An 18,220-nucleotide genomic window follows, 5' to 3' on the forward strand; every position below is an offset into this window, starting at 1 on the left:
TCACTACGATGCCCGTCGCTCACTCCCGGTAGTCACCGGTTATCGGCGGGCCCAGGCGGGAAGGGGCGTGCTTGGGAGGGAGTGAGATGGACGCGAACGAGCTCGAGTCGTTGCCGGCCGCCGAGTTGCACGACCGGGCGGTCCGCTACGCCGTACGCCACGGGGACCTGGGGTTTCTGTGGGATCTGTTGAAGGTGATCCCGGCCGCCGAGGCCGCCAGCGGTCACGACAACGAGTCCGCCAACGACCTCAGCAGGGTCTCCGCGCTGCTCAGCGACGCCCTGGCTTCGGGCGAGGGCGAGCTGGGCGAGGCGCTGCGCCCTATTTACGTGAACTATCTGCGCCGGCATCCGGACGCCTAGCCCGCCATACGGGCCTCCGCGCCGCTGTAGCCGGCGAAACCGGGCGTGCTCACCTCCTGCCCGTCACGTGTGATGATCATCGTCTGGTACGGCCCCGACTCCGCCAGATCGGCGGCGAAGCGCCTGGCCAGCAGGGGGCCCATGGCGTAGATGGCGGTGGCGTGGGCGTCGGCCACGCCGAGGTCGGGGCCGATCACGGTGACCGAGCCGAGTCCCTCGACGACCTCGCCGGTGTGCGGGTCGCGGATGGGCGCGCTGCCCGAGGTGGCGACGCCCAGGTCGTTGGCGAAGACGACCTTGCGGATGACGTCCTTGCGCGGGTCGCGGATGCCGATGCGCCAGCGTTTGCCGGGGGCGGCGGAGCCGCGCACCCTGATGTCGCCTCCCGCGTTGATGCGGTGGTCGCCCGCGCCCGCGTTGGACAGGGCGCGCGAGAGCCGCTCAAGCGCCCAGCCCTTGATGTACCCGGACGGGTCGGTCACGCCGTTGATGCGGGCCTCGAACCAGCCGTCGGTGGCCCGGCTGAGCTCGTCGCAGCGGTGCAGGACCTCGATCAGTTCGGGGATCTGCCTGATCGTCTGACCGCGGTTGAGCCGGCCGATCTGGCTGTCCTCCTTGACCGGACTGAAGGTGTCCTCCACCCACCTCAGCCAGGCGAACGCGTCATCCAGCAGCGGATTCAGCTCGCGAGCCGGCAGGGCGGTGCGGATGTCCACACTCACAGGCCTGCCCATGACCATCTCGACGCGAGCCGTTCCGGGGAAAATCGTCACCTTGCCTCCTTGTCCGCTCCCACCGTTGCAGAAGACCCGTAATGTGGGCCTAAACCTTTTGATGTGATCTGAAATGAATCTGTGATCTTGGGACAGCGAGGCGTGACAAGGCGCCGCCGACGTACCGCTTGAAGTGCCGCGGGCCGGCCACGACCACGTCGCGCTCGGTGATGTCGGGAATCTCACGCTTCAGCCCTGAGGCGCTCACGCGCTCCTTGACCCGAGGGTCGTGCTCGTCGCCCACGACGAGGATGAGGCCGTGCCCGGACTCCAGGTCGCGCAGCTCGTCGGTGGCGCGTTCCGCGCGGTAGATCGCGACGGTGCCGGGCTCCGCCGCCAGGCGGGCGCGCACGGCGGCCGGGCTCAGGCCGGTGGCGATCAGCAGGGTCGGTCTGGTCGTCTGGGGGACCTGGTGGCTCAGGACCGCCATCACGGCCGCACCCGCGTACAGGATGAGCGAGCCCACGCGGCTGGGCCCGGTCGCGTAGGCCGTGGAGCTGAACTGGTGGGCCACCAGCAGCGTGCCCGCGAGGTAGCCGCCGAGGCGCAGGCGCTGCCTGGCCTCCTCGGTACGCAGATAGTCGGCGAGCCTGACGCTGATCAAGCCGAGCGCGACGAGCAGCGCCGCGGCGGCGTAGGCGGTGGGGCTCCACGGATAGCCGAACCCCGGCTGGATCGCGCCGAACTCGGCCGCCGCGACCCCGCACCAGAACAGGACGGGCCCCTGATGAGCATTCGCCATGCTAGCCATGGCTTCACGATCCTGAACAAACATGAAAGGTTTCTGAGTGTTGCCGAGAAATCGGCTAAATCTGGCCGGGGGTTGCCCGCCTCCTCGACGCCGTCCGGTGGTCGGTATCGTCGCGAACATGGCAAATGTGCGTGTTGAGCGGACCGACGACGGCGGGTTCAGGGCGACGAACGACCGCGGCGCCGAGGTGCGGATCGGGGGCGGAGACGAGGACGGCGTGTTCACCCCTGTCGAGTTGCTGCTGGCGGCGGCGGGCGGGTGCAACATCGTGACCGTCGAGCCGCTGACCGCCCAGCGCGGGCACCGGCTGGTCCGGCTGGCGATGACGGTTCAGGCGGAGAAGGTCGAGTCGAACAAGCTCGGCCCGGTGACGATCACCTACGACGTGGAGTTGCCCTCGGAGGAGGCGGACAAGGTGTACCGGGCAGTGGCGGGCCGGGTGCACGAGAAGTACTGCACCGTGGGCAGGACGCTGGAAGAGGGTACGGAGGTCCGGTTGGAGCTTCCGTAGATGGGATTAAACGCATATTCGACCCCCTTATGACGTGACCGTTGCATTCGTCTAGGTAGCGTTGTACCAGGTCAAGAGACCTATGGACCTTCACCGATGCGGACGCGGAGGGGGACCGCGGTTCGCAAGTGCGGGACCGCCGACGTTTTTGGGGGAAATCGTCGGCCTGGACCGCCAACGATCGGGCCGGGCAGCTTTGGGGGAACTGCCCGGCCCGATCCATGCGTATGGTCCGTTCGCACGGGAGCGTATAGTCCGCCCGTGACAAAAGTACTGATTGACTGTGACCCCGGCATTGACGACGCGCTCGCCCTGGCCCTGGCGGCAGGCTCTCCCCTCGACGTCGTGGGGATCACCACGGTGGGCGGGAACGTCGATCTGCCGCTGACCACCGCGAACGCGCTGGCGCTCAGGGAGTTCCTGGGGTTCGGGGACGTTCCGGTGACGCCGGGCAGCGCCGGGGCCCTGCTGCGGCAGACGGTCCGGGCCACCGCTGTGCACGGCGCCGGCGGGCTTGGTGACGTGGTGCTGCCCGCGCCGGTGCGGGGGCCGTCGGAAGGGCACGCCGTCGATTTCATCGTGGAGACCCTGCGGGCCGCGCCCGGCGAGATCACGCTGGTCGCCATCGGCCCGTTGACGAACATCGCCCTCGCCGTACGCAAAGAGCCGCGCGTCGTCGAGTGGGCCAAGGAACTGATCATCATGGGCGGCTCGTACACGCGGGGCAACCACAACCCGGCCGCCGAGTTCAACATGCTGGCCGACCCGGAGGCGGCGGCGATCGTCTTCGAGGCCGGGTGGACGGTCAACATGCTGGGGCTCGACGTGACCCTGTCGGCGGTGGTGACCTCCGACGTCCTGGACCGGATGCGGCCCCTCGGGCGGCTGGCGGAGCTGCTGGTGCCGGCGGCGCAGTCGTACGGGGTGGTACGCGCCGACGGCGGGCCTGCCATCCATGACGCCTGCGCGGTGGCGTACCTGCTGGACCCCTCGCTGTTCACCTGCGTTCCCGCCGTGGTGGACGTGGAGACGGCCGGGCTCTACACCCGGGGGATGACCGTGACGGACTTCAAGCTGAGGGACCGGCAGGCCAATGCGCTCGTGGCCACGTCGCTGGACGTCAAACGGTTCTGGGACCTGGTTCTGGGGGCGTATGAGGGGGTCGCCGGTCGGCTCGGATGATGTGCGGGCAGCGCTTGGCGGCTGATACAGTTACACCTGTTGCGCCGCTAGCTCAGTTGGTTAGAGCAGCTGACTCTTAATCAGCGGGTCCGGGGTTCGAGTCCCTGGCGGCGCACCACACCGAAACCCCAGTTCAGGGCGCTGAGCTGGGGTTTCTCGGTTTTCGAGTGGCTCCGGCCGTGGAGAGGGGCCCGTGTGGTCGCTCTTCGGTGAACGGTGGCGGCTGCCCATCCAGGACGGTGATCGGCTCCGGCATGCCCCGTCCGCTCCGGGACCGGTCCCGGAGGACGAGGCACATACTGGGCGCGCTCAGGACTTTTCCGTACCGATCCCCACGTGGAAACCAAGGAGGATCATGTCCGCCATGATCAGGACCGCCACCCTGGCGGTAGCCGCGTCCCTCGTCCTCGTCCCCGCCGCCGTCCCCACGGCCTTCGCCGCCGCCAAGCCCAATCTGAGCGCCTGTTACGACGGCAACTGCAAGATCACCATCACCAAGAAGGTCTCGTTCCGGATCGACCCGAGCTTCGGCTTCACCAAACTGACCATCTCCTTCAACGCCAACGGCGTCAAGGTGAATGCCAGCGGGCCGGGCATGAGAGGCTCGGCGTACTTCACTGATGGAGGCGCGTCGAGCACGCTCAACGGCATCACCATGTACGCACGCTCGCTGTCGAAGAAGAAGGCGGCGCTGGTGCTGACGACAGGCTGAGCCGGGCATGTCGTGGCCGGTCGCGTACCGACATGATCGGCCAGGACACCCCGTGATCCAGCGCCGGTTGGATCACCAGTAGCCCTCAAGGGGCACGCGGGCCTCGGCGTACAGGGCCGGGCCCTCGGCCGGCGGCTCGGCGGAGGCTCTGCCCGGCGGCTTGAGCGCGTGGAGCTGCTCGACCGACAGGGCGTAGACGACCCGGCCGAGGCCCGAACGGGCGATGGCGCCCGCGCACATGCCGCAGGGCTGGCAGCTCGTGTACATGGTGGTGGTGGCCGCAGCGGCCGGGTCGAGCTCGCGGGCGGCCCAGCGGGCCAGCTTGAGCTCGGGGTGGGCGGTGATGTCGCGGTCGGTGAGCGTGGAGTTGCGCTCTTCGGCCAGGATCGTGCCGTCGGCGGTGGCCAGGAGCGAGCCGAACGGCGGATCGCCGCCCGTGCGGGCTTCTGCGGCCAGGGCGATGGCCCTGCGCAGCAGTTTCTCTTCGTCGTGGGTCATGATCATCCCTCCAAGCGGCGGATCACGGCCTGCTTGGCCATGGCGAACTCGTCGTCGGTCAGCACGCCGGAGCGGTGGAGCTCGCCCAGTTCGGCCAGGCGGCGCAGTACGGCGTCGTGTACGTCGTCGGAGACCGGGGGCGGCGGCGGGGGCAGCTCGGCCGTCTCGCGCGGCAGCCGGGCCAGCACGGCCGCGGCGACCAGGGCCGTCGCGCCGCCGAAGCGCTGGACGCCCCATGAGACGCAGCGCGGGTCCTTCTGCGGCGGCTGCGCGGGGCCCTCGCCCTTGACCCGGAAGCGCAGGGTGCCGTAGCCCATGCCGGACTGCGGCTTCCACTCTACGCCGACCAGGTCGGACAGGGGGTATTCCTGCGGCCCCGCTCTGTCCTTGTCGCTGCTGGCGAACCCGGACCACTCCAGGCGCACGCGCTCGCCGTCGAAGATCGCCGTGCCGTCGCCGGCCGTGGCCGAGATGGGCACGCCGGGGCCGGGCAGGAGGTAGTCGTCGCAGGGGCTGTTGGGCGTCTGGTAGACGAGCAGGGTGTCGCGGACCTCGTCGGCGAAGTATTCGGCGACGCCGGCGCGGGCCTTGGGGACGGCCAGCCGGTAGGGGTCGGCGGGCGGGCCGAGCGAGCCGGCGACCGCGTCGGAGAGGGGATCGGCCCCTTTGCGCAGGCGCAGCCGCAGGTGGCCGCCCTTGCGTGAAGGCTCGAACGCCATCCCCGCGATCGCCTCCATCGGCACCACGACCTCGCCCATGGTCTTGCGCAGTTCATGGACGCCTTTGTCGCTGCCGGGCACGATGCGCAGGAACTCGCCATTGAAGGTCCACGAACCGTCGTGGACGGCGATTTCGGCCATGTTCTCAGCCTAGGGCACGCTCGCGGCACGGCCATGTGGACGAGCGCCGGACCGGTCAGCCGTGGATCCTGGCCACGCGGTTGCGTACGCCGTCGAAGTGGGCTTGCACGGCGGCCACCGCGGCGGTCCTGTCGCCCGCGATGACGGCGGTGTAGATGTCGCGGTGGCGCTTGGCGACGTCGCGGGGCGTCTCGTCGGGGGTGCCGAGGGCGTCGCGGAGCTGGTAGTAGACGTCCCAGAACGCGCCGAGCAACTGGCTCACCAGGGGGTTGCCGAGCGGCCGGTAGAGCAGGTCGTGGAAGAGGCGGTCGGTCTCGGGGGAGACGGGCCCGGCCTGCGCCTCGGCGTCCATCCTGGTGATGACGTCGGCGATCGGCGTCAGGTCGGCTTCGGGGCCCAGATCGATCAGGCGCTGGACGAGGCCGCTCTCCAGGATCTCGCGGATCTCGATGAGGTGGGCGAGGTGGTTCTTGCCGTTCTGCAGCGTGATGCGGCTGTGGAAGGTCAGCTCGTCCACCAGGCCGGCCAGTGACATGCGCCCGACGAACATTCCGAAACCATGGCGGATCTCCACGATCCCGACCGCCTGCAGGGCCTTGAGCGCCTCTCTGATCGAGTTGCGGCTGACCCTCAGCTCCTCCATGAGCTCCGATTCGGTGGGCAGCGGATCGCCCGCCACCAGCCCGCGCGTGACGATGAGGTCCTTGACGCCCTCCTGGGCCTCTACGGCGCGACTGAGCCGTGCCGGGCGCGGGACAGTGGCCATGAAAAATCCCTTCGTCGTAGGTAACATTCCGGAAATCTTCAGTTGACCTCAGGTCCGCTCAGCATCTAGCGTCCACTTTACGCACAACATAGGACATGGGATGTCCCACGTTCTACATCTGGCCGCGATTTCGTGGCCGATGCAGGTAGCGGGAACTGCACCTACCCCCAGGAGGCATCCGTGAGCTCTGACTTCAGCCGCCGGGACTTTCTGCGATACAGCGGAGCGACGGGTGCGGCGGCGTTCATCGCGGCCACCCTCTCCGCCTGTTCCGGCGGCCCGGCCTCGACCGGCTCCGTCGGCGCGGGAACGAACAAGGACCTGATCACCGCCGTCATCGGCTACGGCAACGACCAGAGCTGGGACCCGACCCAGACGGCGTCGGCGTTCGCGATGGCCGGCATCCAGCACGTTTACGAAGGGCTGCTGGACACCGACCCGATCACGCGCGAGCCGTACCCGGCCCTGGCGACCGCACTGCCGGCCGACCTGAACGCGACCACGTGGACGTTCACGCTGCGGGACGGCGCCAAGTGGCACGACGGGCAGCCCGTCACCGCCGACGACGTCGTGTTCACCTTCGAACGCATCCTCGGCCCGGACAACGTCCTGACCGGCAACTTCTTCAAGTCCTGGCTGAAGGAGGTCAAGAAGGTCGACGACAAGAACGTGGAGCTGGTCTTCAAGTTCGCCTTCCCCGACGCCGCGCCCAGGCTGACGATCGCCAAGATCATGCCCAAGCACGTGTTCAGCCAGCCGGGAGCCTGGGACCAGGCCAAGAGCGGCAAGGCCGTGGGCTCGGGGCCGTACAAGCAGACCGCGCACAACCCCAAGTCCAACACCCAGTTCGAGGCGTTCGACGGCTACAGCGGCCCGCGCCCGGCCACGGTCAAGAAGATGAACTGGCTGACGATCGTGGACGCCGCGGCGCGCGTGGCCAAGATCTCCGGCGGCTCGGCCGAGGCGCAGATCGCCGACAACATCCCCTACGCCAACGTCGACCAGCTCAAGCAGCAGGGCCTGACGGTCGAGGGCGGCAAGGGCATGAACCACATGTTCCTGATGTTCAACACCGGCACCAAGCCGTTCGACGACGTGCGGGTGCGCCAGGCGCTGCACTATGCGATCGACAAGAAGAAGATGATCGACGTGGCGCTCAAGGGCCACGGCACGGCGTCGAGTTCGTTCCTCAACGAGGGGCACCCCGACCACAAGCGGGCCTCCGTCGTCTACGACTACGACCCGGACAAGGCCAAGGCGCTGCTCAAGGAGGCGGGCGTCAGCAACCTGACGGTCAACCTCATGGCCGTCAATGTGAGCTGGATCGTGGACTGCCTGCCCACCATCGCCGCCTCCTGGGAGGCCGTCGGCATCAAGACGACGCTGGAGCCGCAGGACACGGCCGCGCTGTTCACCAAGATGGACCAGTTCCAGGACTACCAGGTGGTCGCCGCCGCCTCGAACCCCCAGCAGTTCGGCATGGACGCCGACCTGATCCTGCACTACAACTACGTGCCCGGCGGCCTGTGGATGAAGTACAGCCATTGGGACGGCAGCAAGGACGCCGAGAAGCTGTTCTCGATGATGGACGAGGCCGGCAAGGAGACCGACCAGGCCAAGAAGAGCGAGCTGATCCACAAATATCTGGATCTGGTCGCTGAGGTGGCCATCCTCTACCCGGTCGTCCACAACGAGCTGATGACCGCCTGGGACCCGAAGAAGATCTCCGGCATCCGCGCCCAGCCGTACCCCGGCATCAACGTGCTGCAGGCCAAGAGGACATGACGCTCGTCGCCCGGATGCTGCTGCGGCGGCTCCTCATCCTGATCCCGTTGGTGCTCGGCGTGGTCGCGTTCGTGTTCATCGTGATGCGTTTCTCCAACATCAAGCCGGAGTACGCCTACTTCCAGGGCGCGAACCCGACCGCCGAGCAGATCCGCCAGTTCCAGATCGAGAACGGCCTGCTGGACCCGCTGCCGGTGCGTTACGTCCGCTTCGTCGCCGACCTGGCGCAGGGCGACATGGGCACCAGCGTGCTCACCAAGAAGCCGGTGCTGGAGTCCGTCACGACCGCGCTGCCGCTGACGCTGCAGCTCACGTTCCTGGGCCTGGCCGTGGCCGTGGTGGTGTCGCTGGTGTTCGGCGTGACGGCGGCGCTGTTCCGCGACCGCTGGCCCGACCAGGTGATCCGGGTCGTGTCGCTGGTCGGGGTGGCGGCGCCGCCGTTCTGGCTCGCGCTGCTGATGATCCAGTATCTGGCGGTCGGCGAGGGCCTGTTCCCGACCGGCGGATACATCAACCCGGCCGACTCGGCCGTCGGCTGGCTGCAGTCGATGACGCTGCCCGCGCTGTCGTTGTCGTTGCCGATCGCCGCCCAGCTCACCCGCATCATCCGCACCTCGATGGTGGAGGAGCTGGACAAGGACTACGTGCGTACCGCGATCGGGAGCGGCCTGCCGCCGATCGTGGTCGTCGGCCGCAACGTGCTGCGCAACGCCCTGATCACCCCGCTGACCGTGCTGGGCCTGCGCATCGGCTACCTGATCGGCGGCACGGTCGTCATCGAGACCATCTACGGCCTGCCCGGCATGGGCCAGCTCATGATCAACGCCGTGCGCGACGGCGACCCCGCGGTCGTCCAGGGCGTGGTGCTCACCATCGCGGTCGGCTTCATGGTCGTCAACCTGGTCGTGGACATCCTCTACCTGCTGGTCAACCCTCGCCTCAGGAGTGCCACATGAGACGTGGACTGACGGAACGGCTGTCCCGCCCCGGCGTCGGGCTGCGCAGGCTCAAGCCGCTGTCGTGGGTCGCGGTCGGCATCGTGGCCGTGGTCGTGCTGGCCGCGCTGCTCGCGCCGTGGATCGCGCCGCACTCGCCGTACTTCCAGGCGGCCACGGGCGGCGGCCCGTCGGCCGAGCACTGGATGGGCCTCGACAGCGCCAACCGCGACATCCTGTCCAGGCTCCTTTACGGCTCCCGCTGGTCGCTGATCATCGGCCTCGGCGCGACCGGGCTGGCCCTGGTGGCCGGGGCGATCATCGGCGCGGTCGCGGCCACCTCCCGCAAGGCCGTGGACGAGACCATCATGCGCGTGCTCGACGTGATCATGGCCTTCCCCGGCATCGCGCTGGCCGCGGTGCTCGTGGCCGTGTTCGGCGGCAGCGTCTCGGTGCTGGTCATGGCCATCGCCTTCCTCTACATGCCGTCCGTGGCCAGGGTCGTGCGGGCCAACGTGATCGCCCAGTACGGCGAGGACTACGTGGCGGCCGAGCGCGTCATCGGCGCCCGCACGCCGCACATCATCATCAAGCACGTCGCGATCAACTGCGCGGCCCCGGTTCTGGTGTTCTGCACGGTGATGGTGGCCGACGCGATCGTGTTCGAGGCGTCGTTGTCGTTCATCGGCGCCGGCGTACGCCCCCCGGACCCCTCCTGGGGCAGCGTCATCGCCGACGGCAAGAACATGGTGCTGCTCGGCGGCTGGTGGGCCACGGTCTTCCCCGGCCTGCTGATCCTCATCACCGTGCTCGCGCTGAACATCCTGTCCGAGGGCATCTCCGACTCCTGGGCCGCCCCGGCCGCGCGCAAGGCCCCAATAGATCAGCTCGCCAAGAAGGACGACGCCTTCGAGCAGGCCCGCCCCGGCTCCGGCGAGGTCGTCGAGCTGCCCGGGCTGGCCGAGGCCGCCCAGAGGCTGGCCGAACGGGCCCGTCCGCTGCCGCAGGGCACGCCGGTGCTGGAGGTGGAGCGGCTGCGGATCGGGTTCGGCGACGGCGTGGACATCGTCGACGGCATCGGCTTCGTCGTCCGTCCCGGCGAGGTGCTCGGTCTGGTGGGCGAGTCCGGCTGCGGCAAGTCGCTCACCGCGCTGACCGTCATGGGCCTGCAGCCTCGCGACGCCCGCGTCAGCGGCCAGGTGCGCTTCAACCAGCGGGAGTTGCTGGCCGAGTCGCGCCGCGCCCGCCGCCGCCTGCTCGGCCACGAGATGGCGATGATCTACCAGGACGCCCTGTCCTCCCTCAACCCGGCCATGACCATCAAGGCCCAGCTCAAGCAGCTCACCCGCCGCGGCGGTCGGCGCACCCCCGCCGAGCTGCTCGAACTCGTCGGCCTCGACGCTCCGCGCACGCTGTCGTCCTACCCGCACGAGCTGTCCGGCGGGCAGCGGCAGCGGGTGCTGATCGCGATGGCGCTGTCGCGCGACCCCAAGCTGATCGTCGCCGACGAGCCCACCACGGCGCTCGACGTGACGGTCCAGGCACAGGTCATCGAGCTGCTGCTGAGGCTGCGCGAGGAGCTCGGGTTCGCCCTGATCCTCGTCTCGCACGACCTCGCGCTGGTCGCCGACGTCACCGACCGCGTGGTCGTCATGTACGGCGGCCAGATCGTCGAGACCGGCGCCACGGCCACCCTGGTCGGCGCCCCGGCCCACCACTACGCCCGAGGCCTGCTCGGCTCGGTGTTGTCATTGGAGTCGGGGGCCGAGCGGCTCACGCAGATCCCCGGCGTGGTGCCGTCCCCCGCGGACTTCCCTGCCGGGTGCCGCTTCGCCGACCGGTGCCCGATGGCCTCGGAGGTGTGCCGTACCGAGACCCCGGTACTGACGGGGGACGACACCCACGCGGTGGCCTGCCACCACCCGGCGCAGACTCTGGTGAGGAGTGAGCAGCGTGCTTGAGCTGAAGGACGTGCACGTGGTGCACAAGGCCCGCTCGGGCGGCCTGTTCTCGCGCGACCGCGTCTACGCGCTGACCGGCGCCGACCTGACGGTCGCCCCCGGCGAGACCGTCGGGATCGTGGGCGAGTCCGGCTGCGGCAAGTCCACGCTGGCCAAGGTGCTGGTCGGGCTGCAGCGCCCGACGTCGGGCACGGTCAGCTTCCGAGGCAGTGACCTGTGGGCGCGCAAGGAGTCCGAGCGGCGGGCGCTGATCGGGTCGAACGTCGGGATGGTCTTCCAGGACCCGTCCACGGCGCTCAACCGGCGCCTGCCCGTCAGGCAGGTGCTGCGCGACCCGCTCGACGTGCACCGCCGCGGCACCCCCGCCGAGCGCGACGCCCGCGTACGGGAACTGCTCGACCTCGTGGGCCTGCCGGCCGGCGTCGCGGAGGCGCTGCCGAGCCAGCTGTCCGGCGGGCAGCGTCAGCGTGTGGCGGTGGCCAGGGCGCTGGCGCTCGAACCCGAGCTGATCGTGGCCGACGAGCCCACCAGCGCGCTGGACGTGTCGGTCCGCGCCCAGATCCTCAACCTGCTGCTGGACCTGAAGGAGCGGCTCGGGCTCGCGCTGGTGTTCGTCTCCCACGACATCCAGACCGTCCGCAGGATGAGCGACCGCGTCGTGGCCATGTACCTGGGCAGGATCGTCGAGCAGACGCCCGCGCAGGCCGTGCCGTTGGGCGCGCGGCACCCGTACACGCGGGCGCTGTTCTCCGCCACCCCCGGGCTCATCTCGCCGATCAACCCGATCCCGCTGGTCGGTGCTGTGCCTTCGGCCACCAGGCCGCCGAGCGGGTGCCCGTTCCGCACGCGGTGCTGGCGGGCAGATGACCTGTGTGCCGACGGCTGGCCCGCGGCGCAGGCCGACGACGACCACCTCTTCCACTGCCACCACCCGGTGGCGGCGGGAGCGACCGACCTTGAACTGATCCAGGAGCGCGCATGAGCTTGACCGGCGTCATTCCCCCCGTATGCACCCCTTTGACCCCTGACTACGAGGTGGACACGGCCTCGCTCGTCCGGCTGGTCGATCACTTGCTCACGGGTGGGGTGAACGCCTTGTTCGTCCTCGGGTCCTCCTCGGAGGTCGCCTACCTGACCGACGCGCAGCGGCGCACGGTGCTCGACACCGTCGTCGGGCACGTGGCCGGGCAGGTGCCGGTGCTGGCCGGGGTGATCGACATGACCACGCCGCGGGTGCTCCAGCACGCGCGCGTGGCCGTCGAGGCCGGGGCGTCCGGGCTGGTGGCCACGGCGCCGTTCTATACGCGCACCCACCCCGACGAGATCCGCACCCACTTCCGGACCATCGCCGAGCGGGGCGGGCTGCCGCTCTACGCCTACGACCTGCCGATCGCCGTGCACACCAAGCTCAGCGCCCCCATGCTGCTCGAACTGGCCGCAGAGGGCGCGCTGGCCGGGGTGAAGGACTCCAGCGGCGACGACGGCGGCCTGCGCGAGGTCATCCTGGGGCGCGAGGCGCCGTTCAGCGTGCTGACCGGCTCGGAGGTGACCGTGGACTCCGCACTGTGGATGGGCGCCGACGGAGTCGTCCCCGGCCTGGGCAACGTCGACCCGCACGGGTACGTCGAGCTGTACCGCTGCGCCGCCCGCGGCGACTGGCAGGCGGCACGGACGGAGCAGGAGCGCCTGGTCAGGCTGTTCGAGATCGTCAAGGTCGGGGGCGGCCGCATGGGCGGCAGCTCCTCGGGCCTCGGAGCGTTCAAAGCCGCGCTTCACCTGCGCGGCATCATCGACTGCCCGATCACCGCGCTCCCGCAGACTCCGTTGAACGACGACGAGGTCGGCCAGATCGGCAAGCACCTGGCGACCGCAGGACTCCTTTGAGCCCTTTTAGACCGAACCCTTCTGGCCGGGCCCCTTAGGCTGGGCTCGCCATCCTGGCCACGTCGTCGGCGCCGTCCTCGATCAGCTTCGCGGACAGGTCGGCCAGCGCCCGCCCGGCGGCGAGTTCGTCCCCGATCCCGGGTACCGGCCGGTCCCCGGGCTTGCGGCGGGCGTGGGCCACGCTCTCGTGGCGCTTGCCGTCGGCGGTGAACAGCACGGCCGTGGCCGTGGTGACCGCGTCCTGGTCGTCCTCACTGATCCAAATCTGGATGTTCCACTCCTTGTATTCCATAATCACCATCTCCCTCTCTTCGAGCGTCTCTCCATCGAGCCCGCGCGTAAAAGTGGGAGCACACCATCCGGGAGAGGGTTTTGACCGTCACGTGCCCGGCCCTTTGACAAGCGGGCCTCTCACCTGCTGACGCCGTCGGCGGGCCGCCGCAGCAGGCTCAGGTCGGCGCGGCGCGGCAGGCTCTCCCAGTCGCCCTGGGAGGTGACCGCGAACGCCCCCGCCGCGCACGCCGTGCTGAGCCGCTCGTCGGGGTCGGCCCCGGCCAGCCAGTCCGCCAGCCAGCCGGCGGCGAACGCGTCTCCGGCCCCGACGGAGTCGACCTCGGTCACGTCGTACGGCTCCGCCCGGCGTACGACGCCGTCGGACAGCTCCATGGCGCCCTCGGCCCCGAACTTGACCAGCACGTGCCGGGGGCCGAGCGCCGCCAGCGCCTTGGCCAGCTCCTCCGCCCCCTCGACGGCGGTGATCAGGCGTCCCTCCGCCTCGGTCGCGAACAGCACGTCCACCTGGCCGACCGCCTCCCGCAGCCACGCGCCCGCCTCGGCCGGCGTCCACAGGGCTCTGCGGTAGTTGACGTCCAGCGAGACGAGCACCCCGGCGGCCCGCGCCGCCTCGATCGCGTGTTCGACGGCCGCGCGCGCCGACGGCGACAGCGCGGGAGTGATGGCCGAGACGTGCAGCACCCTGGCGGAGGTGATGAGGCCCAGGTCGAGGTCATCCGGACGCAGCCGCGAGCCCGCACTGTTCTTGCGGTAGTACCGCACGTCGATCAGGTCGGCCGTGCGCCTGCCCTTGATCATCAGCCCGGTGGGCGCGTCGGGATCGACGACGGCGCGCACGTCCACGCCCTCGCCCGCCAGCGTGAACCGGATCAGGTCGCCGAACTCGTCGGCCCCCACCCGCCCCGCCCACGCCGCGCCGTGGCCCAGCCTGGCCACGCCGATGGCGACGTTGGACTCGGCGCCGCCCAGGCCCAGGTCGAAGCCGCGGGCGAAACGCAAGGGGCCGGTGCGGCGGGCGGCGAACAGCGCCATGGTCTCACCGAAGGTGACGAGGTCGGTCATCGGCTCGGGCTACCCAGCTTTCTTGAGATCCGTGACGCCGCCTCCGCCACCAGCGGCCCCAGCTCGCGCACCCGCGCGGCGGTGATCCGCGAGGTGAGCCCGGAGACGGAGATGGCGGCGGTGACGGCGTCGTTGTGGTTGAAGATCGGCGCGCCGACGCAGCGCACCTCCGGCTCGTTCTCGCGGTCGTCCACCGCGTAGCCGCGACGCCTGACGGCGGCCAGCTCGGCGCGCAGCCGCTCGTGGTCGGTGATCGTGTGCTTGGTCCTGGGGTCGAGCACCAGCTCGGCCACGGCCTCGGCGGGCTGCCAGGCCAGGATCGCCTTGCCGACCGCGGTGGAGTGGGCGGGGCCCCGGCTGCCGATGCGCGAGGCCATACGGACGTTCGCCTCGTTCTCCACCTTGTCGATGTACACGACGTGGGGCGGGTCGTAGACGACCAGGTGGACGGTCTCGCGTACCTCGCTCATCAGCCGGTGCGACTCCTCGGCCGCCACCGCGCGCAGGTCGAGCGTGGCCAGGTAGGCCTGGCCGAGCCGGACCGTGCCGTGGCCCAGCCGGTAGACGCCGGTCCTGCGGTCGCGTTCGAGCAGCCTGGCCTCGATGAGCGGGGCGGTCAGGCGCAGCACCGTGCTCTTGGGCAGGTCGGCCGCTTCTGCGAGCTGGGTGAGTGAGAGGCCGGAACGCTCGCGTACGTGGTCCAGCACGGTCAGAGCGCGTCTGAGCGAGGCGGACTGGTTGCGTTCCGGCGGCACGAGGATCAACATACCGGGCTCGGCGCTGTTGCAGCACGAAGTTCTGCAATGCAGAACAAATACTGACAACTCTTCCCGACTCCCGGACGTGTTCTTAGTGTCAGCGCTCAGGAGGTAATAGTGAAGTTTCTTTACTTTGCGGTGGCCGTGCTCACGCTGGCCGCCTGCGCCCCCTCGACCGGCCCGGCCTCGGGCGGAAGCGACGAGAAGACGGGAACGCTGCGGGTCTGGTTCTACGACGAACCCAACCGCGCCCCCAAGGACAAGGTTCTCAACGAGGCCGCCAAGGAGTTCACCGACCGCCACCCCGGCGTCGAGATCGAGATCACCTACATCCCGACCACGCCCGCCAGGCACGAGCGGTTCAAGGGCGCCTTCAACGACCCCGCCAGCTCGCCCGACGTTGTCGAATACGGCAACACCGACCTGGCCGAGTACGTCGCCGCCGGCGGCCTGGCCGACCTCACGGCGGACCTGGAGGGCCAGGACATCGCGGCCCACCTGTTCCAATCCGTCTCCGTGGACGGCAAGAAGTACGGCCTGCCGTGGTTCATCGGCATTCGCGCCCTGTACTACCGCACCGACGTCTTCGACGACCTCGGGCTCATTCCACCCACGTCGATCGGCGGCCTCAACGTGGCCGCGCGCACGATCAGGGCGAAGCGTCCCGACCTGTACGGCATCGCCGTCGGCGGCGAGTACACCTTCGGCGCCCTGCCCTTCATCTGGGACTCCGGCGGCGACATCACCGAACTGGACTCGGCCGAGTCGCGCAAGGGCGTCAAGGCGTACACGGGCCTGATGACGCAGGACATCTGCCCGCCCCGTTCCTGCGTCTCCCTGACCGGCGGAAAGACGGTCGAACTGTTCGCCGCCGGCAAGGCGGCCATGGGCATCCTGGGCAACTTCAGCCGCTCGGCCGTGGACGCGGGACCGGCGGCGGGAAACTACGACGTGGTGCCGCTGCCCGGCCGGAACGACGGCTCGATCGCGCCCGCCTTCGCCGGCGGCAACAACCTCGGTGTCATGAAGAACGCCGAACACAGGACGCTGGCCGTGGACTTCCTCAAGCTGCTGGGCAGCGAGGAATACCAGACCAAGATGTACAAGGCCATGGGCAACCTGCCCACGCTGACCGGGGTGCGCCAGAAGCTGGCGAAGGAGGAGCCGTTCTTGGAGCCGTTCCTCGCGACGGTCGACAGGGGGACCAGGTTCGTGCCGATCGACCCCGCCTGGGTGAAGATCGACAACGGCAAGGTCATCCCCACGATGCTGCAGAAGATCGCCACCGGGCAGGCCACCGTGGAAGCGGCCACCTCGGAGGCGGCCGCCGCCGTCAAGACGGCCTTCGGGCGCTCGTGACGGCGCTCGCCGTACGCCGGGCCGGGCGCGGGACCGGGCGCACGGCCGGACGGCCCCGGCCGTGGCTCTACCTGCTGCCCGCGGCGGCCGTGCTCGTGCCGCTGTTCGGCTACCCGCTCTACATGCTGGGCCTGCTGTCGGTCTTCGACTACCGGCAGGCCCAGGTCGGCGGCGGCCGGCCGAGCACGTTCGTCGGGTTCGGCAACTACGCGACGCTGTTCGGCGACGCCAGGTTCTGGCAGGTGCTGCTGCAGACGGTCGGATTCGCCGCGGCCCTCGTGGTCGCCACGCTGGCCGTCGGCGCGGCGCTGGCCGTGCTGCTGACCAGGGTCGGCCCGGTGCCCAGGACGGCGCTGTCGCTGGCGGCGCTCGGCGCGTGGGCCGCGCCCGCGATGACCGGCTCGACCGTGTGGATGTTCCTGTTCGACGCCGACCTCGGGCTGGTCAACCAGGTGCTCGGGCTGGAGGGCTTCAACTGGTTCTACGACCGGTGGGTGAGCTTCGGGGTGGTCGGGGCGACGATCGTGTGGCACTCCTTCCCGCTGGTCATGGTCACGCTCTACGCCGGGATCCAGGCGATCCCGGCCTCGGTGCTGGAGGCGGCGGGGCTGGACGGGGCCTCGGCGTGGCAGTCGTTCTGGAAGATCATCGTGCCGCTGTTGCGGCCGCTGGTCGCCATCGTCGTCATCCAGTCGGTGATCTGGGACTTCAAGGTGTTCACGCAGATCTACGTGATGACCAACGGCGGCGGCGTGGCGGGCCAGAACACCGTGCTCAACGTCTACGCCTACCAGACCGCGTTCGGCTCCTCAGAATACGGGCTCGGCTCGGCCGTCGCCGTGGTCATGACGCTCATCCTGCTCGCGATCACGCTGCTGTACATCAGGGCGCTGTATCGCGGTGGGGAGCGGCTGTGAGGAGACGTCTGCTGCCGAACGCCGTGGCGCTGGTCGTGGCGTTCCTCACCGCGTTCCCGCTGTACTGGATGGTGTCGTCGGCGCTCAAGCCCGACGGCGAGATCCAGTCGCTGGACGTCCGGCCGTGGACGCTCCATCCCACGCTGGACAACTTCACCCGGGTGCTGACCGGCGAGGGCTTCGGCCGCTACCTGCTCAACAGCGCGGGGGTGGCGCTGTCCGTGGTGGTGCTCTCCGCCGCCGTCGCCTTCCTGGCCGCCGTGGCCGTCACCCGGCTGCGTTTCCGGTTCAGGACCACCGTGCTGATCATGTTCCTGATCGCGCAGATGGTGCCCGTGGAGGCGCTGACCATCCCGCTGTTCTTCGTCGTCAGGGACCTCGGGCTGCTCAACACGCTGGCCTCGCTGGTGGTGGTGCAACTGGCGTTCACGCTGCCGTTCGCGGTGTGGATGATGCGCGGGTTCGTCGCGGCCGTGCCGGAGACGCTGGAGGAGGCGGCGATGATCGACGGGGCCGGGCGCGCGACCGTGTTGTGGCGGATCCTGTTCCCGCTGGTCGCGCCCGGCCTGGTGGCGACCAGCGTGTTCTCCTTCATCACCGCCTGGAACGACTTCGTCTTCGCCAGGACCTTCATCATCTCCGCCAAGGACAACCAGACGCTGCCCGCGGCGCTGCTCGTCTTCTTCAAACCGGACGAGAACGACTGGGGCGGGATCATGGCGGCCTCGACGCTGATGACGATCCCGGTGCTGATCTTCTTCGTGGCGGTGCAGCGGCGGCTGGTGTCGGGGCTCGGAGGCGCGGTCAAGGACTGATGCCTTCGTTATGATCGATTTGACGGAATTTTGGC

The 18,220-nt window shown here is 69.5% G+C and carries 20 protein-coding genes and 1 tRNA gene; 13 read left to right on the forward strand and 8 right to left on the reverse strand.

Annotation, left to right across the window (positions count from 1 at the left end):
* Positions 1-86 precede the first annotated feature (86 nt).
* Positions 87-362: a hypothetical protein gene (locus tag ACFOY2_RS12215; RefSeq protein WP_357808531.1), complete on the forward strand. Its 276-nt coding sequence runs from the start codon at positions 87-89 to the stop codon at positions 360-362.
* Here ACFOY2_RS12215 and ACFOY2_RS12220 read toward each other — a convergent pair.
* Positions 359-1,135, reverse strand: coding sequence for an FAD:protein FMN transferase (locus ACFOY2_RS12220; protein WP_379528084.1), 777 nt, complete (start codon positions 1,133-1,135; stop codon positions 359-361). The two genes, ACFOY2_RS12215 and ACFOY2_RS12220, sit on opposite strands and share 4 nt — an antisense overlap.
* 49 nt (positions 1,136-1,184) lie before the next feature.
* Positions 1,185-1,886: a hypothetical protein gene (locus ACFOY2_RS12225; protein ID WP_379528085.1), complete on the reverse strand. Its 702-nt coding sequence runs from the start codon at positions 1,884-1,886 to the stop codon at positions 1,185-1,187.
* A 118-nt stretch (positions 1,887-2,004) separates the two neighbouring features.
* On the opposite strand from ACFOY2_RS12225, the gene ACFOY2_RS12230 reads away from it, so the two are divergent.
* From ACFOY2_RS12230 to ACFOY2_RS12245, 4 genes are all read left to right on the forward strand, one after another.
* Positions 2,005-2,397, forward strand: coding sequence for an OsmC family protein (locus ACFOY2_RS12230; RefSeq protein WP_379528086.1), 393 nt, complete (start codon positions 2,005-2,007; stop codon positions 2,395-2,397).
* Positions 2,398-2,658: 261 nt separating this feature from the next.
* A complete protein-coding gene (locus tag ACFOY2_RS12235) occupies positions 2,659-3,579 on the forward strand; it encodes a nucleoside hydrolase (RefSeq protein WP_379528087.1) in 921 nt (306 codons plus the stop codon).
* 41 nt (positions 3,580-3,620) lie between these two features.
* Positions 3,621-3,697 (forward strand) — tRNA-Lys (locus tag ACFOY2_RS12240).
* Between the two features lie 237 nt (positions 3,698-3,934).
* Positions 3,935-4,291, forward strand: a complete 357-nt coding sequence (locus ACFOY2_RS12245; protein WP_379528088.1) for a hypothetical protein — start codon at positions 3,935-3,937, stop codon at positions 4,289-4,291.
* Between the two features lie 72 nt (positions 4,292-4,363).
* Here ACFOY2_RS12245 and ACFOY2_RS12250 read toward each other — a convergent pair whose 3' ends face one another.
* From ACFOY2_RS12250 to ACFOY2_RS12260, 3 genes are read right to left on the reverse strand one after another with little or no spacing between them, the layout of a single operon-like run.
* The gene (locus ACFOY2_RS12250) at positions 4,364-4,789 is read right to left on the reverse strand and encodes a nucleoside deaminase (RefSeq protein ID WP_379528089.1); all 426 of its coding nucleotides are present in this window, start codon (positions 4,787-4,789) and stop codon (positions 4,364-4,366) included.
* A gap of 2 nt (positions 4,790-4,791) precedes the next feature.
* Complete coding sequence (locus ACFOY2_RS12255) at positions 4,792-5,649, reverse strand: DUF4429 domain-containing protein (RefSeq protein ID WP_379528090.1); 858 nt, start codon at positions 5,647-5,649, stop codon at positions 4,792-4,794.
* A gap of 55 nt (positions 5,650-5,704) precedes the next feature.
* Positions 5,705-6,415, reverse strand: coding sequence for a FadR/GntR family transcriptional regulator (locus ACFOY2_RS12260; protein ID WP_379528091.1), 711 nt, complete (start codon positions 6,413-6,415; stop codon positions 5,705-5,707).
* Positions 6,416-6,595: 180 nt separating this feature from the next.
* On the opposite strand from ACFOY2_RS12260, the gene ACFOY2_RS12265 reads away from it, so the two are divergent.
* The 5 genes from ACFOY2_RS12265 to ACFOY2_RS12285 are packed head-to-tail and all read left to right on the forward strand — an operon-like array spanning position 6,596 to position 12,980.
* Entirely contained in the window at positions 6,596-8,200 is a 1,605-nt protein-coding gene (locus ACFOY2_RS12265) for an ABC transporter substrate-binding protein (protein WP_379528092.1), read from the forward strand.
* Positions 8,197-9,156 carry an ABC transporter permease gene (locus tag ACFOY2_RS12270; protein ID WP_379528093.1) on the forward strand — a complete coding sequence of 320 codons (960 nt, stop codon included), beginning with the start codon at positions 8,197-8,199 and terminating at the stop codon, positions 9,154-9,156. The genes ACFOY2_RS12265 and ACFOY2_RS12270 overlap by 4 nt, the downstream gene beginning before the upstream one ends.
* Positions 9,153-11,096: a dipeptide/oligopeptide/nickel ABC transporter permease/ATP-binding protein gene (locus tag ACFOY2_RS12275; protein WP_379528094.1), complete on the forward strand. Its 1,944-nt coding sequence runs from the start codon at positions 9,153-9,155 to the stop codon at positions 11,094-11,096. The genes ACFOY2_RS12270 and ACFOY2_RS12275 overlap by 4 nt, the downstream gene beginning before the upstream one ends.
* Positions 11,089-12,078, forward strand: coding sequence for an oligopeptide/dipeptide ABC transporter ATP-binding protein (locus ACFOY2_RS12280; RefSeq protein ID WP_379528095.1), 990 nt, complete (start codon positions 11,089-11,091; stop codon positions 12,076-12,078). The genes ACFOY2_RS12275 and ACFOY2_RS12280 overlap by 8 nt, the downstream gene beginning before the upstream one ends.
* Positions 12,075-12,980 carry a dihydrodipicolinate synthase family protein gene (locus tag ACFOY2_RS12285; protein ID WP_379528096.1) on the forward strand — a complete coding sequence of 302 codons (906 nt, stop codon included), beginning with the start codon at positions 12,075-12,077 and terminating at the stop codon, positions 12,978-12,980. Before ACFOY2_RS12280 ends, ACFOY2_RS12285 begins: the two co-directional genes overlap by 4 nt.
* 34 nt (positions 12,981-13,014) lie before the next feature.
* Here the strand turns inward: ACFOY2_RS12285 and ACFOY2_RS12290 are convergent, their stop codons facing one another.
* From ACFOY2_RS12290 to ACFOY2_RS12300, 3 genes are all read right to left on the reverse strand, one after another.
* Positions 13,015-13,281, reverse strand: a complete 267-nt coding sequence (locus tag ACFOY2_RS12290) for a dsRBD fold-containing protein (protein ID WP_379528097.1) — start codon at positions 13,279-13,281, stop codon at positions 13,015-13,017.
* 110 nt (positions 13,282-13,391) lie between these two features.
* On the reverse strand, positions 13,392-14,336 hold the full coding sequence (locus ACFOY2_RS12295) for a sugar kinase (protein WP_379528098.1): 945 nt from the start codon (positions 14,334-14,336) through the stop codon (positions 13,392-13,394).
* On the reverse strand, positions 14,333-15,103 hold the full coding sequence (locus ACFOY2_RS12300; RefSeq protein ID WP_379528099.1) for an IclR family transcriptional regulator: 771 nt from the start codon (positions 15,101-15,103) through the stop codon (positions 14,333-14,335). Before ACFOY2_RS12300 ends, ACFOY2_RS12295 begins: the two co-directional genes overlap by 4 nt.
* A 108-nt stretch (positions 15,104-15,211) precedes the next feature.
* Here ACFOY2_RS12300 and ACFOY2_RS12305 point away from each other — a divergent pair, with 108 nt between their 5' ends.
* Genes ACFOY2_RS12305 through ACFOY2_RS12315 form a run of 3 tightly spaced genes read left to right on the forward strand, consistent with a single transcriptional unit; the run spans position 15,212 to position 18,185 of the window.
* Positions 15,212-16,453: an extracellular solute-binding protein gene (locus tag ACFOY2_RS12305; protein ID WP_379528100.1), complete on the forward strand. Its 1,242-nt coding sequence runs from the start codon at positions 15,212-15,214 to the stop codon at positions 16,451-16,453.
* Positions 16,450-17,370, forward strand: a complete 921-nt coding sequence (locus tag ACFOY2_RS12310) for a carbohydrate ABC transporter permease (protein WP_379528101.1) — start codon at positions 16,450-16,452, stop codon at positions 17,368-17,370. The genes ACFOY2_RS12305 and ACFOY2_RS12310 overlap by 4 nt, the downstream gene beginning before the upstream one ends.
* Positions 17,367-18,185, forward strand: coding sequence for a carbohydrate ABC transporter permease (locus ACFOY2_RS12315; RefSeq protein ID WP_379528102.1), 819 nt, complete (start codon positions 17,367-17,369; stop codon positions 18,183-18,185). The genes ACFOY2_RS12310 and ACFOY2_RS12315 overlap by 4 nt, the downstream gene beginning before the upstream one ends.
* Positions 18,186-18,220 lie beyond the last annotated feature (35 nt).

This window comes from Nonomuraea purpurea, assembly GCF_042650645.1.
Taxonomy (GTDB): domain Bacteria; phylum Actinomycetota; class Actinomycetes; order Streptosporangiales; family Streptosporangiaceae; genus Nonomuraea; species Nonomuraea purpurea.